We start from the raw sequence: 15,426 nt of genomic DNA, 5'->3' as shown, positions 1-15,426 counted from the left end.
CTAGCTGCGCCGACGGTGGCGGTCACGTTACAAGTTGGCAATCATGGTTTTGCCATAATTCAAGTTTCGCTGCCGGAAAGGGCGCGAGCCACCACGGAAATTGATAGATGCTTCAGCAATTTGCTTGCATCCCGGCTGACAATTCCATTGCCTGCCAAACGTCGATTGCTTTAGACATTCGGCCATTCTTTGCCGAGGATTTTGTGCCATGCCCGCCAAGCTGTCCGTCAATCTGAATGCCGTCGCCATGCTGCGCAATCGCCGCGATCTGCCCTGGCCGAGCGTGCGGCACCTGGGGCGCCTGGCGCTTGAGGCGGGCGCCTGCGGGCTGACCGTGCATCCGCGCCCCGACCAGCGGCACATCCGTTTTTCCGATCTTCCGGTGCTGAGGGCCTTGATCGATGACGAGTTTCCGGCGGCCGAATTCAACATCGAAGGCTATCCCAGCGAGGATTTCCTGCGGCTGTGCGAAGAAACCCAGCCGGAACAGGTGACGCTGGTGCCGGACGATCCGGCCCAGGCCACCTCCGACCACGGCTTTGATTTCCGGACACAGGGCGAGATGCTGAAGCCGATCGTGGCGCGTCTCAAGGACAAGGGGATGCGCGTCTCGCTGTTTGCCGATGGCGATGGCGACGAGGAAGCGGTGCGGCTGGCGAAGGCAACCGGTGCCGACCGCATCGAGCTTTACACCGGCCCCTATGGCGGATGCTTTGACGAGCCGGAAAAGGCGAGGGCGATGCTCGACCTGCTGGGGCGGACCGCCGATGCGGCGAAGGCCGAAGGTCTCGGCGTCAATGCCGGCCATGACCTGACGGTTGCCAACCTGCCGGCGCTGGCGGCCCGCATTCCGCATCTGGCGGAAGTGTCGATCGGTCACGGGCTGACGGCCGATGCGCTGGAATATGGCATGGCGGAAACCGTCCGCCGCTTCCGCCGCGCCTGCGGCGAAAAGCTCTGAGGACCGGCCAGGGCTTCAGGCCGGTTTCAGGCCGGTCTCAGATCCAGAGCCCAGGTCTGGCCTGTGAGTTCCGGCCCGAACAGCGTGTGCCGTTCTTCCGACACCAGGCGAAAGCCGGCTTTCAGATAGAGGGCGCGGGCTGCCTCCAGATTGTCATTGGTCCACAGCATGATCTGGCGATAGCCGCAGCGGCGGGCGAACTGGATGGCCTCGCCGACCAGCAGCTTGCCGAGGCCCGCACCGCGCGCGGCCTGATCCACATAGAGCAGTCGCAGCTTGGCGATGCCGTCGCCGCCATTGGCGATGAAAATGGAGCCGAGCCGTTGGCCCTCGCGTTCCGCGATCCAGCCCCGCTCCAGGGCTGGATCGAAGGTCTTCAGGAATTGTCCTGCCACCTCTGCGGCAAGCGCCTCGAACTGGTCGTTCCAGCCGAAGGTTTCGGTGTAGAAGCGTGTCTGTGCCTCGATCACCCAGCCCATGTCGCCGGGGCGGTGCGAGCGCAGCACCAGGGGACCCGCGTCGTTCGCCGTCCCCTCCAGCAGGGCCTGCAGGTTTCGCATCGCCTCCACCAGCGCGCGCTGTGCATCGAGGCCGAGCGGCGACAGGGCTTGGGCAACCTGCCTGCGTGACTGTTCGCCAAGCCTTTGCCACTCCGCCATGCCCGTTTCCGTCAGAAACAGCTTCTGGCTGCGGCGGTCGTCCGCGTCACGTTCGGAGTGGGTCAGCTGGCTGCTGCGGAAGCGTCGCAGGATGCGGCTGAGATAGGCCGGGTCGAGGTGCAGGTCGCGCGTCAGGTCGGCGGCGACTATGCCCGGCCGGGCGCCGATCTCGTAGATCACCCGCGCTTCGGTCAGCGAATAGGGGGACTGGAGATAGGCCTGCGACAGCAGGCCGAGGTGATCGGTGTAGAAGCGGTTGAAGCTTCGGATGGTGTCGAGGATGTCGGACATGCAGCGCCTCCCATGGAGGACGTTGTCCATTATTTATTTGACTGAGTCAACAATATTCCATCGGCGACGACAGGGGCGTCGCCGACGGGTGGGTCAAAGCCTAGCCCAGGGCCGCCTTGTGAGCGGCGAAGAAGGCGGCCACGCTCTGCGGCTTGCGGCCGGTCAGCCTCTCGAAATCGTCGGTGACGAGGTCGAAATTGCCTTCGCGAATATTGGCATCGGCGCTGACCACCAGTTGCACGACGAATTCCGGCATCCCGGCGGCACGCACGCCGCCGGCCAGCTGTTCGTCGCTGACCTGCACCACCGCCAGCGGCTTGCCGGTCAGGGTGGAGACGATCTCGGCGATCTGCTCGGCCGTCAGGGATTCGCTGCCGGTCAGCGTCATCACCACGCTCTCGGCGGGCGGCGAGGCAAGGGCTGCGGCCGCGGCGGCGGCGCAATCATCGCGGCAGATGTTGGGAAGCCGGCCGCCGGCCTGCGAAGTGTACCAGACACCCGCCTGCAGCGCATGCGGCAGGCCCATGAAGTGATTTTCCGTGTACCAGGAATTGCGCAGGATCGTGTAGCGCAGGCCGCTGGCCTTGATAGCCTCTTCGGTGCCGAGATGGTCGGGTGCGAAGCTGATCAGCGATTTGTCCGGGTTGGGCATCGAGGTGTAGACGATATGCTTCACCCCGGCCTTGACTGCTGCGGCAACCGCCGCCTTGTGCTGTTCCAGGCGCTTGCCGGGCGCGGCCAGTTCGTCCGTCGAGATCAGCAGAATGCGATCGATGCCGGCAAAGGCCGTTTCGAGACCGGCTGGGTCATTGAAATCGGCGGCACGGGTTTCGATCCCCTGTGCGGCGATGTCGGCCAGCTTGTCCGGATTACGGCTGGCGGCCACGATGTCGGCTGCGGCCAGCTTGCCGTCCTTCAGAAGGTGGGCGATCACACCGCGGCCAAGCTGGCCGGAGGCGCCCGTCACGAGAACTTTGGTCATCTGCTGTTCCTTCCTGCGCGGCGGAGTGCCGCGGGTAATGGTTGCTCTCAATTTGAGAGTAGCGCTAGAATAGGAATTGCCCCCCTGCTGTAAAGAAGGCAGTTTTGCGGGAGATCGTTACCTGAAGGGAACCACCATGGACCAGAGAACACCGCCGGACCTCCTGCCGATCTCGACCGAAGGCATGTCCGGATGGAACGCCGACAATTGCCCGGTGCGCGACGTGATGAGTCACATCGCCGGCAAGTGGTCGACGCTGATCCTGCTCGCCCTGTCGGAGCGGCCCTATCGCTTCGGCGAGCTGCGTCGTCTTGTGCCCGACATTTCGCAGCGCATGCTGACCCAGACGTTGCGCGACCTGCAGCGCGACGGCTATGTGGCGAGAGCGGTATTTCCGACCAAGCCGCCGAGCGTGGAATACAGCATGACGCCGCTGGGACGCTCGCTGTTTCAGCCCCTGTCCAGGGTCATGCGCTGGGCGACTGAAAATCACGAGGCAATCCGCCTGGCGCGGATGGCGTTCGACCGGATGGGGGCGGCCGATTGAGGGCGCCTTGAGCGCTGGAGGGAGGCGGGAAAGGGAAAGCCCTTCCCCGCCTTGCTGGTGGCAGCATCAACCGGTGAACTGGTTGCGGTGATGCCATTTGAACGGCGCCGGAGCCTTGCGTGCCGCCGGCGGCTGCACGGTGCTGCTGGTCGTCTGTGGCTGGCTGGTGGCGGGAGCCTTTTTCTGGGTGGCGGCGTCTGCCATGGTCGCGCCGGCAAGCACGGCGATCATCGAGGCGGCGATCAGTGTGCGCATGGTGTTTCCTCATGTTCTGTGTGTCTGCGGAAGATGATCTTCACGCGGGGGAGAATTAGGTATGAGCGCGTTGCATCGCAATCTGGGTGAGCTGCCCCGATTTTGCATTGCAGCATTGTCCGGCCTTCACCTGTTGGCCAATCTCACTGCAACTCCTTGCGTTCCAAGGGCTTAAACTTCCGGTTCTGCTGAAATGCGGGCCCGGTGGTCGCTGTCAGGCTCTATTCACACCTCGGTGATGCAGTGTTCATTGGACAGACTGTGCCGGCCAGGCGCTGTCGCAATCCTTCTGGTCCGACGCTGACGGCAGCCTGCCGACGCGCATGGGCTGTGCGGCCCGGGCGTCGCCGGGGCTTGCCCTGTGGTCCTCTCAGTCGCCGGGGTCAGGCAGCGTTCTGTCCGTGCGGCATGTGGCGATCGGCAGCTGCCTTGCGCTGCTGATCCGGGTTATGCGCATTTCAGCCCTGTTCGTCTCGACCGAGAGACAGGCGCAGGCATAGCCGTAATGACCATTGGTCTCGACGAATTCGCCGGCCGACAGGTCCGGAAGGGCGTCGATGCCCTCGGGTTCCTCGTCCGAGCCCTGCGTCAGGATGGTCCAGGATCCATCCCGGTCATCCAGCCAGAAATTGCCGGGCGTCGGGTTCTGCACCCAGCCGCATCGTTTCTCCTCCGCCTGGGCCGCTCCGCACAGAAGCGAGGCAAGGATGATGCCGAGGGCAGCGATCAGGGGCGCATTGTGGCCGGACATGGCTCTTCCTCCTCCGTGTGGACAAACTCCTGCTGTCCTGCTTACCGCTCGCATCGAAATCTTTCCAGATCCGCTGCAAAACCGCTTGACCTTCTTGCGCCGCCCTTCTAAACGATAGGAACCGTACGGTACGGTACGCAACAGGGGAGGTTTTCGACGTGTCCGCCGAGCTGTCTGAAATGCCGGAGTTTTCGCCGCGCCAGAACGAGGTTCTGGAGCAGGCGCTCAAGCTTCTGGTGGATGGCGGCGAGAAAGCGTTGACGACCTCGGGCCTGGCGCGGGCTGCCAACTGTTCCAAGGAAAGCCTCTACAAATGGTTTGGCGATCGCGACGGTCTTCTGGCCGCGATGATCGCCCATCAGGCGAGCAAGGTGCGCACCTTCGAGCGGGGCTCGGCGCGGCTGACGCCCGATCTTCTGCGCGAGCATCTGGAAACCTTTGGTCGTGACCTGCTGGAAGTGCTCTCCGGCGAGGTGTCGCTGGCGCTCAACCGTCTGGCGATCGGCCAGGCGAGCCGCGAAGGCTCCAAGCTCGGCCGGTTGCTGATCGAGCATGGCCGGCGCCAGATCGACCGGCGCGCCATCGGCCTGATGGAGGCCGGGCGCCGGGCGGGGCTGTTGCGTTTCCACGATGCCGACAGCGCCTATCACACACTTTACGGCCTCATCGTCTCGGATCTGCATGTGCGCATGCTGCTCGGCGAACCGGGGCTGAAGGACAATCAACGCCAGGCGGCGAGGGCGGTCGACGCCTTCCTGCAGCTGCATGGCGTGTCAACGGATACCGGGGGCGCCCAGCGGGCGTCTGCGGGCAGGTAAACCAAGCTTTATAACAACGCATAGGGAAGGACGAACTCACATGCGCGTCTATTACGATCAGGATGCCGATCTCAACCTCATCAAGTCGAAGAACGTGGTCATCGTCGGCTACGGCTCCCAGGGTCGCGCTCATGCGCTGAACCTGAAGGATTCCGGCGCGAAGAACGTCGCAATCGCGCTGAAGGCTGGCTCTCCGACCATCAAGAAGGCCGAAGCCGATGGTTTCAAGGTGATGACCGTTGCCGAAGCCGCCGCCTGGGCCGACCTCCTGATGATGGCGACCCCGGACGAGCTGCAGGCCGACATCTACAAGGCCGATATCGCACCGAACATCCGTGATGGTGCCGCAATCGCCTTCGCACACGGCCTCAACGTTCATTTCGGCCTCATCGAGCCGAAGTCGACGGTCGACGTCGTCATGATCGCGCCGAAGGGCCCGGGTCACACCGTGCGCGGCGAATACCAGAAGGGCGGCGGCGTGCCGTGCCTGGTGGCCGTTCATCACAATGCCTCCGGCAACGCGCTTGAACTCGCGCTCTCCTACGCCTGCGGCGTTGGTGGCGGCCGTTCGGGCATCATCGAAACCAACTTCAAGGAAGAGTGCGAAACCGACCTCTTCGGCGAACAGGTCGTTCTGTGCGGTGGTCTCGTCGAGCTGATCCGCGCCGGTTTCGAAACCCTGGTCGAGGCCGGTTACGCACCGGAAATGGCCTATTTCGAGTGCCTGCACGAAGTGAAGCTGATCGTCGACCTGATCTATGAAGGCGGCATCGCCAACATGAACTACTCGATCTCCAATACGGCCGAGTGGGGCGAATACGTCACCGGTCCGCGCATCATCACCGCCGAAACCAAGGCTGAAATGAAGCGCGTTCTGCACGACATCCAGACCGGCAAGTTCACCTCGGAATGGATGCAGGAATACCGTTCGGGTGCTGCCCGTTTCAAGGGCATCCGCCGCATGAACGACAGCCACCAGATCGAGGAAGTCGGCACCAAGCTGCGCGCCATGATGCCGTGGATCGGCAAGAACAAGCTGGTCGACAAGGCCCGCAACTGATTGCAGTCCGCAAGCCGCCGTCACGCCTGCGGGCATCAGCGGCAAATTTCCCATGATTTCCGGGCCGGGCGCGAGAGCGCCCGGCCTTTCTGTTTCGGTCTGGCCTGACGCCACCAAGGCGGGAAAGCCGCTGGCGGGTGGGCGGAGATGGAAACGGTGTCTCCCTGCAGTTTTTATTGCAGTGCGAAAGCGCCATGGCTGTCTCCTTGCCCGCCTTGGTAAGTGGTGGCTGTCGCGCCTCGCCCTTCTGGCGGTGAAATTCAACTGGGCGTCGCGGGCATCCCATAATTGGGAGCAGGTCTGCAATTCTAGTTGCTTGAAAGTGACACTGTCTGATGTTCTGGTGTTGCGTATGCCGCTGGGCGCATTTCTCGCAGAGCGTGTCTGGAAGATCCTCGGTAAGCTGATCCAAAATCGAAACATGACTCGGGGTGGATGCATGATGGGGGATGTCAGGTTGCGGTGCCGCAGGACGTGGCTGCTTGGCCACACGGCCTTTGCGGGAATTGTCGGGGCGACGGCGGTGATGGGCGCGATGGTGGGCGTCGCCGATCCGGCTTTCGCCGGCTGTACGGTGACGGGGGATGTCGCGACCATCAAATGCGATAATGGCGGTGTCGTCGTAAAGCCCAATCAGGGCGATGTGTCGCTCGGCGTTGACGGGCTGACGATTTCCGGCTTCGACAACAAGATCGACTTCTTCCCGGACGACGGTGATGGCGATGTGTTTGGAACGTTGACGCTGTCGGTCAGCAATACCACCATCACGACGCCGAATTATGGTGGCATCAACATTGCGCCGGTCATGCGGGTCGAGAGCATCAACGTCACGCTCGATCCGACCGTCAGCATCACCAACAACGGCGGTTTTGGCGGTTTGTGGGTAAGAGCCAGCGTGGGTGGTGATATCACCATCACCAGCGGTGCAGAGATCAACAGCACCGGCAGTTCGGCACTTTCCGCCACGACGAACGACGGCGGCGTCTCCATCGACAACAGTGGCGATCTTTATTCGAGCAGCGATCGCGGCATCTATGCCGATGGCGGGTACAATTCGACGGGTTCGGCTCTGGTCTCCGTCATCAACAGCGGCGATATCAATGCCTATACCGAAGGCATTCGCATGGTTCAGTGGCACGGCGATATCTATGCGGAGAATTCCGGGGATATCACTTCGCAGACGCAGAGGGCGCTTTATGCCTGGTCTGCTTCCGTCGGCAACATCGAAATCATCAATTCCGGTTCCGCAGTGTCGTTGGCCAGAGCCGGCGCAATCCTTGCCGCGACAACTGGAAATGCGAAGCTGACCAATTCCGGTCGGTTGGAGGGCGCGGATTTCGGTGCGGATCTGATGTCCGATGATGGCGACCTGATCGTCACGAACACTGCCACCGGCCAGATCACCGGGGCGACGATCGGCCTGCAGATGGTGACGGCCGTCGGCGATATCACGGTCGGAAATGCCGGAACGATTTCCGGAGCGAGCGGTATTGCTGCCGAAACGGGCGATGGCTCGATCACAGTCGACAATACCGGCACGATCACCGCCACGGCGGGCACTGGCGTTTCGCTCACCGGCGACAGCGTCACGCTGACCAACAGCGGCACGATCACCGCCACTGGCGGCAATGCCGTTTCGCTGGCGGGCGATACCACCCGGCTGATCCTCAAGGATGGCTCCAGCATCACCGGCAATGTCGTGGCCTCCGGCGACGCCACGCTGGAACTCGATTTCTCCAGCGTCACGACCCTGGATGCCTCGCTGCTGGGCGACACTTCCCAGTATCAGGGTTTCGACACGGTTGCGGTAACAGGTTCCGGCGAGATCACCTTCGATGGCAACAGCACCTATGCCGGCCTTGTGTCGCTGACGGGCGGCAATGTGATCGTTGACGGGGACCTGCGTTACGCCGATTTCCTCGTGGGAACCGGCGTACAGTTGAGTGGCACCGGCAGCGTCGGCGACCTGACGGTCGGTGACGGTGGCTCGGTGGCGCCCGGTCATTCCCCCGGCACCATGTATGTCTATGGAGATCTGAATTTCCTCAGCGGCTCCACCTATGTGGCCGATCTCACGACGACTGGCGTCAGCGACAACATCGTGGTCAGCGGCGATGTGAACATTGCCTCGGGAACAACCTTGTCGGTTGCCAACCTGCGCGTCGCAAACCCGCTGACCACCGTCTACGAACTGATCACGCTGACCGGCAGTGGCGCGGTGACCGGTTCCTTCACCGCACTGCGCGACCCCTGGTCGTTCATCGATCTCGACGTCAATTACAACGCGTCGAGCGTGACGCTGGGATACGAGCAGGTGGGGGCGAGCTTTGCGAATTCCGCCAGCGGCGCCAATGCGCGGTCGGTGGGCCGGGCGATCGATAGCCTTGGCACCGCATCCTCTCTTTATGACGACCTGCTGTGGAGCAACGGCACGTCGCCGGATGCGGCACTCGAACAGGTGACGGGTGCGATCCATGCCGCCCAGATTGGCGGTCAGGTCGAAGCGGATCTTCTGTTCAACGGCCTGATGCTGTCGCATCTGAACCAGCCCGCCGGGCAGGCAGCGTCGGGGGATAGCCGCCGCATCGGCGATGACAGCACTGTCTGGATGTCCGCCTTCGGCCGGCGCGCCGAGCGTGACGGCGACAATCTCGGTTCCGACATGACGGACAGGACCCGGGGCGTCGCCTTCGGTGCCACGACGGATCTGGCCAGTGACTGGCGGCTGGGGCTGGCCGCGGCGATCGGCACGGATCGTGTCAGCAATGACACCGGCAGCGGCCGATCCGAAGCGGACAGCTATTTCCTCGGCCTTTCTGCCGCCCGCGCGTTCGGCGCGTTCAACGTCAGCTTCGGCGGCGCCTATACCGTCCGCAGCATCGATACGACGCGCAGCGTGGCGCTCGGCACCATCAACGAGCATCTGACGGCCGGCTATGATGCGCGCAGCCTGCAGGCCTTTGGCGAAGTGAGCACCGTCATGGGGGAGGGCGATCTGCGCTGGCAGCCCTTTGGCAATCTCACTTTCGTGCATTATGACAGCGACGCCTTCACCGAAACCGGCGGCACCACGGCACTTGGCGGCCAGAGCATGGCCGACAACGCCGTCTATTCGACGCTTGGTGTGCGCCTCGCCTGGGACGTTCCGGTGGACGGCCTTGCGAAGACGGCGGTTACGGCCCATGCCGGCTGGCGCCATGCCTTCGGCGGCGAGACGGCCGATCGCCAGATGGCGTTTCTGGCCGGTGGTGACAGCTTCACGATTGCCGGCGTCAAGGCGGCACGGGATGTCGCCGCCGTGGGCCTCGGGCTCTCCCTGTCGCCCACCGCAAACAGCAGCCTGTCGATCGGCTATGATGGCCAGTTCGGCGACGGCACGGTGGCGCATGGCGTGAAGGCCGACTGGAAGGTGCGCTTCTAGCCAGCCAACAGAACGCCGAGCAGAAAGCGGGGCGCAGGTGCGGCGGGGGACGCCGCGCCGTCCTTGCAGCCTTGCTGTACGCCCGGATCTGTCGGTCAATGCCTGTTGCCTGAGGTCTGCCGCCATCACACCCAGCGGCCACAGGCCCGCCTGCCGATCTTGTCGGCGACAGCTGCGGGAGCGGGGCCTGTCTTTGCGTCATTATCACGCGGTTCGGAGCCTCGTGTAAAAACAGGCCGGGCAGATCATCTCTGCCCGGCCTGTTTCGTTGGCGCTCTGCCTGCTTTTTCACGCCTCACCGCCCGCCGGATCGGCATATGCGGTTGCCTGCGGATAACAGGCAGGGCGATTTCCGGTCCGTCCTGCGTCTGGCACGCCGGTTGCTTTCCAGTCTTGTATGCAAGATTTGTCCACCTCGCCGCCGCAGCTCCAGTCGATCGACAAGGCCATTGTCGATGCCATCTTGTCGGCGCGTATCCAGCCAGGCACCCGCCTGAGCGAAAACCAGCTGGCCGCTCTTTTTTCCGTCTCACGCACCCGGGTGCGCGAGGCCATGATGCGGCTGGAGGCGCGCTGCATCGTAACCGTCAGCCCGCGGCGCGGCTGGTTCGTCTCCGAACCGTCGGCCGAGGAGGCGCGACATGTCTATGGCGCTCGCCGCATCGTGGAATACGGGCTGCTGCGCTCCATGCCTGCCCTGACGCCGTCCGATCTTGCCGCCCTGCATCGGCATCTCGAGGACGAGAAACTGGCGATCGCCAGCGCCGACCGGCAGCGCCTGACCTGCCTGATGGGCGATTTCCACATTCGCCTTGCCGAAATTGTCGGCAATCCTGTGTTGACCGAGGTTCTGCGCGATCTGACGGCGCGCACCATCCTGATTTCGCTGATGTATCAGTCGGACTTCCATGCGCTGCAGTCGCATGAGGGCCACTGCGCCATCGTGGCGGCGCTTGAGGCCAATGCGCCGGAGCAGGCGGCCGCGCTTGCCATCCGCCATCTCGACGAGGTGGAGGAAGGGCTGGACCTGACCCGCCAGCCCGACCCGCTCGCCGATCTGCGCCGCAGCCTGCAACCCGAAACGGAGGCCGGCCCAAGGCCCGCCGCCGACATGCTGAAGACCACCCATCGACACACCCAGAAGGAGAACCCTTGATGCTGTCCAGAAGAATGTTCGTTGCCGCCGCCGCGCTTGCCGCCTCGCTCGGTTTTGCCGGTGCCTCGCATGCGGATGCCCTGTCCGATATCGCCGCGCGCGGCACGCTGCGCGTGGCCGTGCCGCAGGATTTCCCGCCCTTCGGCAGCGTCGGCACCGACATGGCGCCGCAGGGCTATGACATCGACATGGCCAGGCTGATCGGCGAGAAGATGGGCGTGAAGGTAGAACTGGTGCCGGTCACCAGCGCCAACCGCATTCCCTACCTGCAGACCAGCAAGGTGGATCTCGTCATTTCCAGCCTGGGCAAGAACCCGGACCGCGAGAAGGTCATCGATTTCTCCGTGGCCTATGCGCCCTTCTTCAACGGTGTTTTCGCGCCGGCCAGCGTCAATGTGACCAAGGCGGAAGATCTGTCCGGCAAGACGGTGGGCGTCACGCGCGGCGCCATTGAGGATCTGGAACTGACCAAGGTCGCCCCGGCCGATGCGACGATCAAGCGCTACGAGGACAATAACGGCACGATTTCCGCCTTCCTCTCCGGCCAGGTGGATGTGGTTGCCACCGGCAACGTGGTGGCTGCCGCCATTCTTGCCAAGAATCCGCCGAAGCGTCCGGAGCTGAAGTTCCTGATCAAGAATTCGCCTTGCTACATCGGCCTCAACAAGAACGAGCCGGCCCTGCTGGAAAAGGTCAATGCCATCATCGAAGCCGCCAAGAAGGACGGGTCGCTGAACAAGATCGCCCAGAAGTGGCTCGGCCAGGATATTCCGGCCGACCTGTAAGCCGCACCCTTCCCACCTTGCAGGGCGGTGGCATCCGCCGCCGCCTTGCATCCTTCCGCTGCTCATCGGGAGAGACACCGCGTGAAGTACCATCTGGATTTCAGCTGGCTGCCGCAATATGCGCCGGATATCCTCAAGGGTGTCATGATCACCCTCGAACTCATTGCCGTCGGCGGGGTGCTCGGCATTCTGCTCGGCATTTTCTGCGCCTGGGCGCGTGCGCTCGGGCCCCGCTGGCTGAAGGCGCCGGTCGGGCTCTATGTCGAGCTGATCCGCAACACGCCCTTCCTCATCCAGCTTTTCTTCATCTTCTTCGGCCTGCCGTCAATCGGCGTGCAGATGAACGAACTGACGGCCGCCAATCTCGCCATGGTCATCAATCTCGGCGCCTATGGCTGCGAGATCATCCGCGCCGGCATTCAGGCAACGCCGAAGGGCCAGTTCGAGGCGGGGCGAAGCCTTGCCATGTCGCCGCTCCAGACCTTCCGGCATGTGGTGCTGGTGCCCTCGCTGCAGCGCATCTGGCCGGCCCTGTCCTCGCAGGTGGTCATCGTGATGCTCGGTTCCTCCGTCGTCTCGCAGATCGCGGCACAGGATCTCACCTTTGCCGCCAACTTCATCCAGTCGCGCACCTTCCGTGCCTTCGAGGCCTACATCGTCTCCACGATCATCTATCTGGTGCTCGCCATCCTGGTGCGGCAGGTGATGGCTCTGATCGGCCGGACGCTCTTTCCGAGGAGGAAGGCGGCATGATTGAATTTACCACCTGGGACATTCTGCGCAACCTGCTGCTGGCCGCCCGCTGGACGGTGCTGCTGTCGCTCGTCTCCTTCATCGGCGGCGGTCTTCTGGGGCTCGCCTTGCTGTTCGGGCGCATCAGCCCCCGTCGCTGGCTGTCGAAGGCCACCGGCTCTTACATCGAGCTGTTTCAGGGTACGCCGCTGCTGATGCAGATGTTTCTCGCCTTCTTCGGGCTTGGGCTGTTCGGCGTGGATGTGCCGGCCCGGCTTGCCGCCGGGCTGGCGCTGATCCTGTGGTCGGCCGCCTTCCTCACCGAAATCTGGCGCGGCTGCGTCGAATCCATCGCCCGCGGCCAGTGGGAGGCGTCCGCCAGCCTCGGCATGGGCCGGTTGCAGCAGATGCGTTATGTGATCCTGCCGCAGGCGCTGAAGATCGCCATCCCGCCCACCGTCGGCTTCTCGGTGCAGGTCATCAAGGGCACGGCGCTCACCTCCATCATCGGTTTCGTCGAGCTTTCCAAGGCCGGAACCGTCGTCACCAATGCCACCTTCCAGCCCTTCACCGTCTATGGTTTCGTAGCTCTCATCTATTTCGCGCTCTGCTGGCCCCTGTCCAAGAGCAGCCAGATCCTCGAAAGGAAGCTCAATGTCGCTCATCGAAATCACTGAGGTTCGCAAGAGCTTTGGCGCCAACGAGGTGCTCAAGGGCATCAATCTCGATGTAGAGCCGGGCGAAGTGATTGCCATTATCGGCAAGAGCGGTTCGGGAAAGTCGACGCTCCTGCGCTGCATCAACGGGCTGGAGACGATCAGCGGCGGCTCGATCTCGGTCGCCGGCGCGCAACTGGCGGAAGACGAGGTGCACCTGAAGGCGCTGCGCCTCAAGGTCGGCATGATCTTCCAGCAGTTCAACCTCTTTCCGCACCTGACGGCCGGCGGCAATGTGATGCTGTCGCAGATGGTGGTCAAGAAGGTGCCGAAGGCGCAAGCGGAAGCCATGGCCCGGCGGATGCTGGAGCGGGTCGGCCTCGCGCACAAGTTCGATGCCTATCCCGACGAGCTTTCCGGCGGCCAGCAGCAGCGTGTCGCAATCGCGCGTGCGCTCGCCATGCAGCCGATCGCGCTGCTCTGTGACGAGATCACCTCGGCGCTCGATCCGGAACTGGTGTCGGAGGTTCTCGCCGTGGTGCGGGAACTGGCGGCCGAAGGCATGACGCTGCTGATGGTGACCCACGAGATGAAGTTCGCGCGCGACGTCTGCTCGCGCGTCGTCTTCATGCATCAGGGCCGCGTGCACGAGATCGGCCCGCCGGAAGACGTGTTCGCCAATCCGCAGACGCCGGAGCTGCGCCAGTTCCTCGGCATGACCGGACACGCCTGATCCGGCTTCCCTGCGCCATTCCAAGCACACGACAAAGGCGGCGGGCAGCTCCCGTCGCCTTTGTCGTTCTTCTTCCCGGTGCCGGGCGATTCTGGTAGGGAAACCTGCCTGCCGTTCATGCAGCCATCCGGGAGGAGCCGGAAGAGTCCGAGACCCGTCAAAAACATGCCGGGGAAGGCCTCTTTTTGATAGGTCAGTATTGCTGACCTGTTGGATATTGTGTAAAGCGTGGGGCAGAAGAATTGAAATATGAGGAAACATCGGTGCTCGATTGGGATCATATCTTTGCGACGCGTTCGTCCCGGATGCGCGCCTCGGAAATTCGCGAACTGCTGAAGCTGCTGGAGCGACCGGACATCATCTCCTTTGCCGGTGGCATTCCTGATCCCGCGCTGTTTCCGGACGTGGCCTTCAAGGATGCCTATTCGGAGATCTTTTCGAGCCCGCAGGTGAATGCCGCCCTGCAGTATTCGGTCAGCGAAGGCTACAAGCCGCTGCGCGAATGGCTGGTCGGCGAAATGGCGAAGATCGGCATCGCATGCGGCGTCGACAACGTCTTCATCACCTCCGGTTCGCAGCAGGCGCTGGATTATCTCGGCAAGCTGTTTTTGTCGCCGAAGGATACCGCGCTCGTCACCTGGCCGACCTATCTCGGCGCGCTGCAGGCCTTTAATGCCTACGAGCCGAACTACGATCAGCTGACGCCGAATGGCAACCGCACGCCGGAGGCTTACCGCGAGACGGCGGCGAAAAACGGTGGTGCGGTGAAATTCGCCTATCTGTCGGCCGATTTCTCCAATCCGACCGGCGAGACCGTGGACCGTCAGGGCCGCGAGAAGGTGCTGGATCTGGCCGACGAACTCGACATCGCCGTCATCGAGGACGGCGCTTACCAATCGCTGCGTTACAACGGCGAACCGATCCCGCCGCTTTTGGCGATCGAGATTGCCCGCAAGGGCGGCATCGAGAACACCCGGACGATCTATTCCGGCAGCTTCTCGAAGACGCTGGCACCCGGCCTGCGTGTCGGTTTCGTCGTCGCCAACATGTCGGTCATCCGCAAGCTGGTGCTGATGAAACAGGCCGCCGACCTGCATTCCTCGACGATCAATCAGATCGCCATCGCAACGGTCGCCGAGCGGATCTTCGATGCGCAGGTGGCGAAGATCAAGGCCGCCTACAGTGCCCGGCGTGATGCGATGCTCTCGGCGTTGTCGAAGTACATGCCGGCCAGCACCAGCTGGACGAAGCCGGAAGGCGGCATGTTTATCTGGGTCACGCTGCCGGCGGGGCTGGATGGTGCAGAACTTCTCGCCCGTTCGATCGAGACGGAAAAGGTAGCCTTCGTTCCGGGCCAGGCCTTCTTTGCCGATCGCTCCGGCGCCAACACGCTGCGTCTCTCCTTCTCCTGCGCCAACGAGGCGATGATCGAGGAGGGCATTCAGCGCCTCGGTCGCCTGATCCGCAATGCGGAGGCGAAGGCCGCCTGAGGCCCGCTTGGGGCAGCAAACGGCGTCCCTCTCCAATCTCTTCGCTTTCCCGGCGGGGCTGTGCCATAACAGGCGCATGGCCCCGCCGGGCGCTTTCGCATGCCGGCGCGAAGGCAGGAGAACAAGCTG

General features: G+C 63.2%; 15 protein-coding genes. 11 read left to right on the top strand and 4 right to left on the bottom strand.

Annotated features, from left to right (window positions below; translation table 11 throughout):
- The first annotated feature begins 208 nt into the window (after positions 1-208).
- Complete coding sequence (locus KLP42_RS13785; RefSeq protein WP_215567316.1) at positions 209-961, top strand: pyridoxine 5'-phosphate synthase; 753 nt, start codon at positions 209-211, stop codon at positions 959-961.
- Between the two features lie 26 nt (positions 962-987).
- Here the strand turns inward: KLP42_RS13785 and KLP42_RS13780 are convergent, their stop codons facing one another.
- Entirely contained in the window at positions 988-1,911 is a 924-nt protein-coding gene (locus KLP42_RS13780) for a bifunctional helix-turn-helix transcriptional regulator/GNAT family N-acetyltransferase (protein ID WP_215567315.1), read from the bottom strand.
- Between the two features lie 100 nt (positions 1,912-2,011).
- Complete coding sequence (locus KLP42_RS13775) at positions 2,012-2,893, bottom strand: SDR family oxidoreductase (RefSeq protein ID WP_215567314.1); 882 nt, start codon at positions 2,891-2,893, stop codon at positions 2,012-2,014.
- A gap of 184 nt (positions 2,894-3,077) precedes the next feature.
- Here KLP42_RS13775 and KLP42_RS13770 point away from each other — a divergent pair, with 184 nt between their 5' ends.
- Positions 3,078-3,440 (top strand): winged helix-turn-helix transcriptional regulator, encoded by a 363-nt coding sequence (locus KLP42_RS13770; protein WP_502941305.1) that lies wholly within the window; start codon positions 3,078-3,080, stop codon positions 3,438-3,440.
- Positions 3,441-3,506: 66 nt separating this feature from the next.
- Here the strand turns inward: KLP42_RS13770 and KLP42_RS13765 are convergent, their stop codons facing one another.
- Both KLP42_RS13765 and KLP42_RS13760 read right to left on the bottom strand, forming a co-directional pair.
- Positions 3,507-3,695, bottom strand: a complete 189-nt coding sequence (locus KLP42_RS13765; protein ID WP_215567312.1) for a hypothetical protein — start codon at positions 3,693-3,695, stop codon at positions 3,507-3,509.
- Positions 3,696-4,065: 370 nt separating this feature from the next.
- Positions 4,066-4,446 carry a DUF4087 domain-containing protein gene (locus KLP42_RS13760; RefSeq protein ID WP_215567311.1) on the bottom strand — a complete coding sequence of 127 codons (381 nt, stop codon included), beginning with the start codon at positions 4,444-4,446 and terminating at the stop codon, positions 4,066-4,068.
- 179 nt (positions 4,447-4,625) lie between these two features.
- Here KLP42_RS13760 and KLP42_RS13755 point away from each other — a divergent pair, with 179 nt between their 5' ends.
- The 9 genes from KLP42_RS13755 (at position 4,626) to KLP42_RS13715 (ending at position 15,297) form a co-directional block, all read left to right on the top strand.
- Positions 4,626-5,264: a TetR/AcrR family transcriptional regulator C-terminal domain-containing protein gene (locus KLP42_RS13755; RefSeq protein ID WP_215567462.1), complete on the top strand. Its 639-nt coding sequence runs from the start codon at positions 4,626-4,628 to the stop codon at positions 5,262-5,264.
- 40 nt (positions 5,265-5,304) lie between these two features.
- Positions 5,305-6,324, top strand: a complete 1,020-nt coding sequence (gene ilvC, locus KLP42_RS13750) for a ketol-acid reductoisomerase (RefSeq protein WP_215567310.1) — start codon at positions 5,305-5,307, stop codon at positions 6,322-6,324.
- Positions 6,325-6,763: 439 nt separating this feature from the next.
- A complete protein-coding gene (locus tag KLP42_RS13745; protein WP_215567309.1) occupies positions 6,764-9,745 on the top strand; it encodes an autotransporter outer membrane beta-barrel domain-containing protein in 2,982 nt (993 codons plus the stop codon).
- A 397-nt stretch (positions 9,746-10,142) separates the two neighbouring features.
- Positions 10,143-10,901: a GntR family transcriptional regulator gene (locus KLP42_RS13740; protein WP_215567308.1), complete on the top strand. Its 759-nt coding sequence runs from the start codon at positions 10,143-10,145 to the stop codon at positions 10,899-10,901.
- Positions 10,901-11,686 carry a transporter substrate-binding domain-containing protein gene (locus KLP42_RS13735; protein WP_215567307.1) on the top strand — a complete coding sequence of 262 codons (786 nt, stop codon included), beginning with the start codon at positions 10,901-10,903 and terminating at the stop codon, positions 11,684-11,686. The genes KLP42_RS13740 and KLP42_RS13735 overlap by 1 nt, the downstream gene beginning before the upstream one ends.
- Before the next feature lie 81 nt (positions 11,687-11,767).
- A complete protein-coding gene (locus KLP42_RS13730; protein WP_215567306.1) occupies positions 11,768-12,439 on the top strand; it encodes an amino acid ABC transporter permease in 672 nt (223 codons plus the stop codon).
- Complete coding sequence (locus KLP42_RS13725) at positions 12,436-13,095, top strand: amino acid ABC transporter permease (protein ID WP_215567305.1); 660 nt, start codon at positions 12,436-12,438, stop codon at positions 13,093-13,095. The genes KLP42_RS13730 and KLP42_RS13725 overlap by 4 nt, the downstream gene beginning before the upstream one ends.
- Positions 13,073-13,807: an amino acid ABC transporter ATP-binding protein gene (locus KLP42_RS13720; protein WP_215567304.1), complete on the top strand. Its 735-nt coding sequence runs from the start codon at positions 13,073-13,075 to the stop codon at positions 13,805-13,807. Before KLP42_RS13725 ends, KLP42_RS13720 begins: the two co-directional genes overlap by 23 nt.
- Before the next feature lie 263 nt (positions 13,808-14,070).
- On the top strand, positions 14,071-15,297 hold the full coding sequence (locus tag KLP42_RS13715; RefSeq protein ID WP_215567303.1) for an aminotransferase-like domain-containing protein: 1,227 nt from the start codon (positions 14,071-14,073) through the stop codon (positions 15,295-15,297).
- Positions 15,298-15,426: the final 129 nt, after the last annotated feature.

It is taken from the genome of Rhizobium sp. CSW-27 (genome assembly GCF_018760785.1).
Lineage (GTDB): Bacteria > Pseudomonadota > Alphaproteobacteria > Rhizobiales > Rhizobiaceae > Neorhizobium.
The sequence above is the reverse complement of the archived record's forward strand: the minus strand, read 5'-3'. Positions and strand labels throughout refer to the sequence as shown.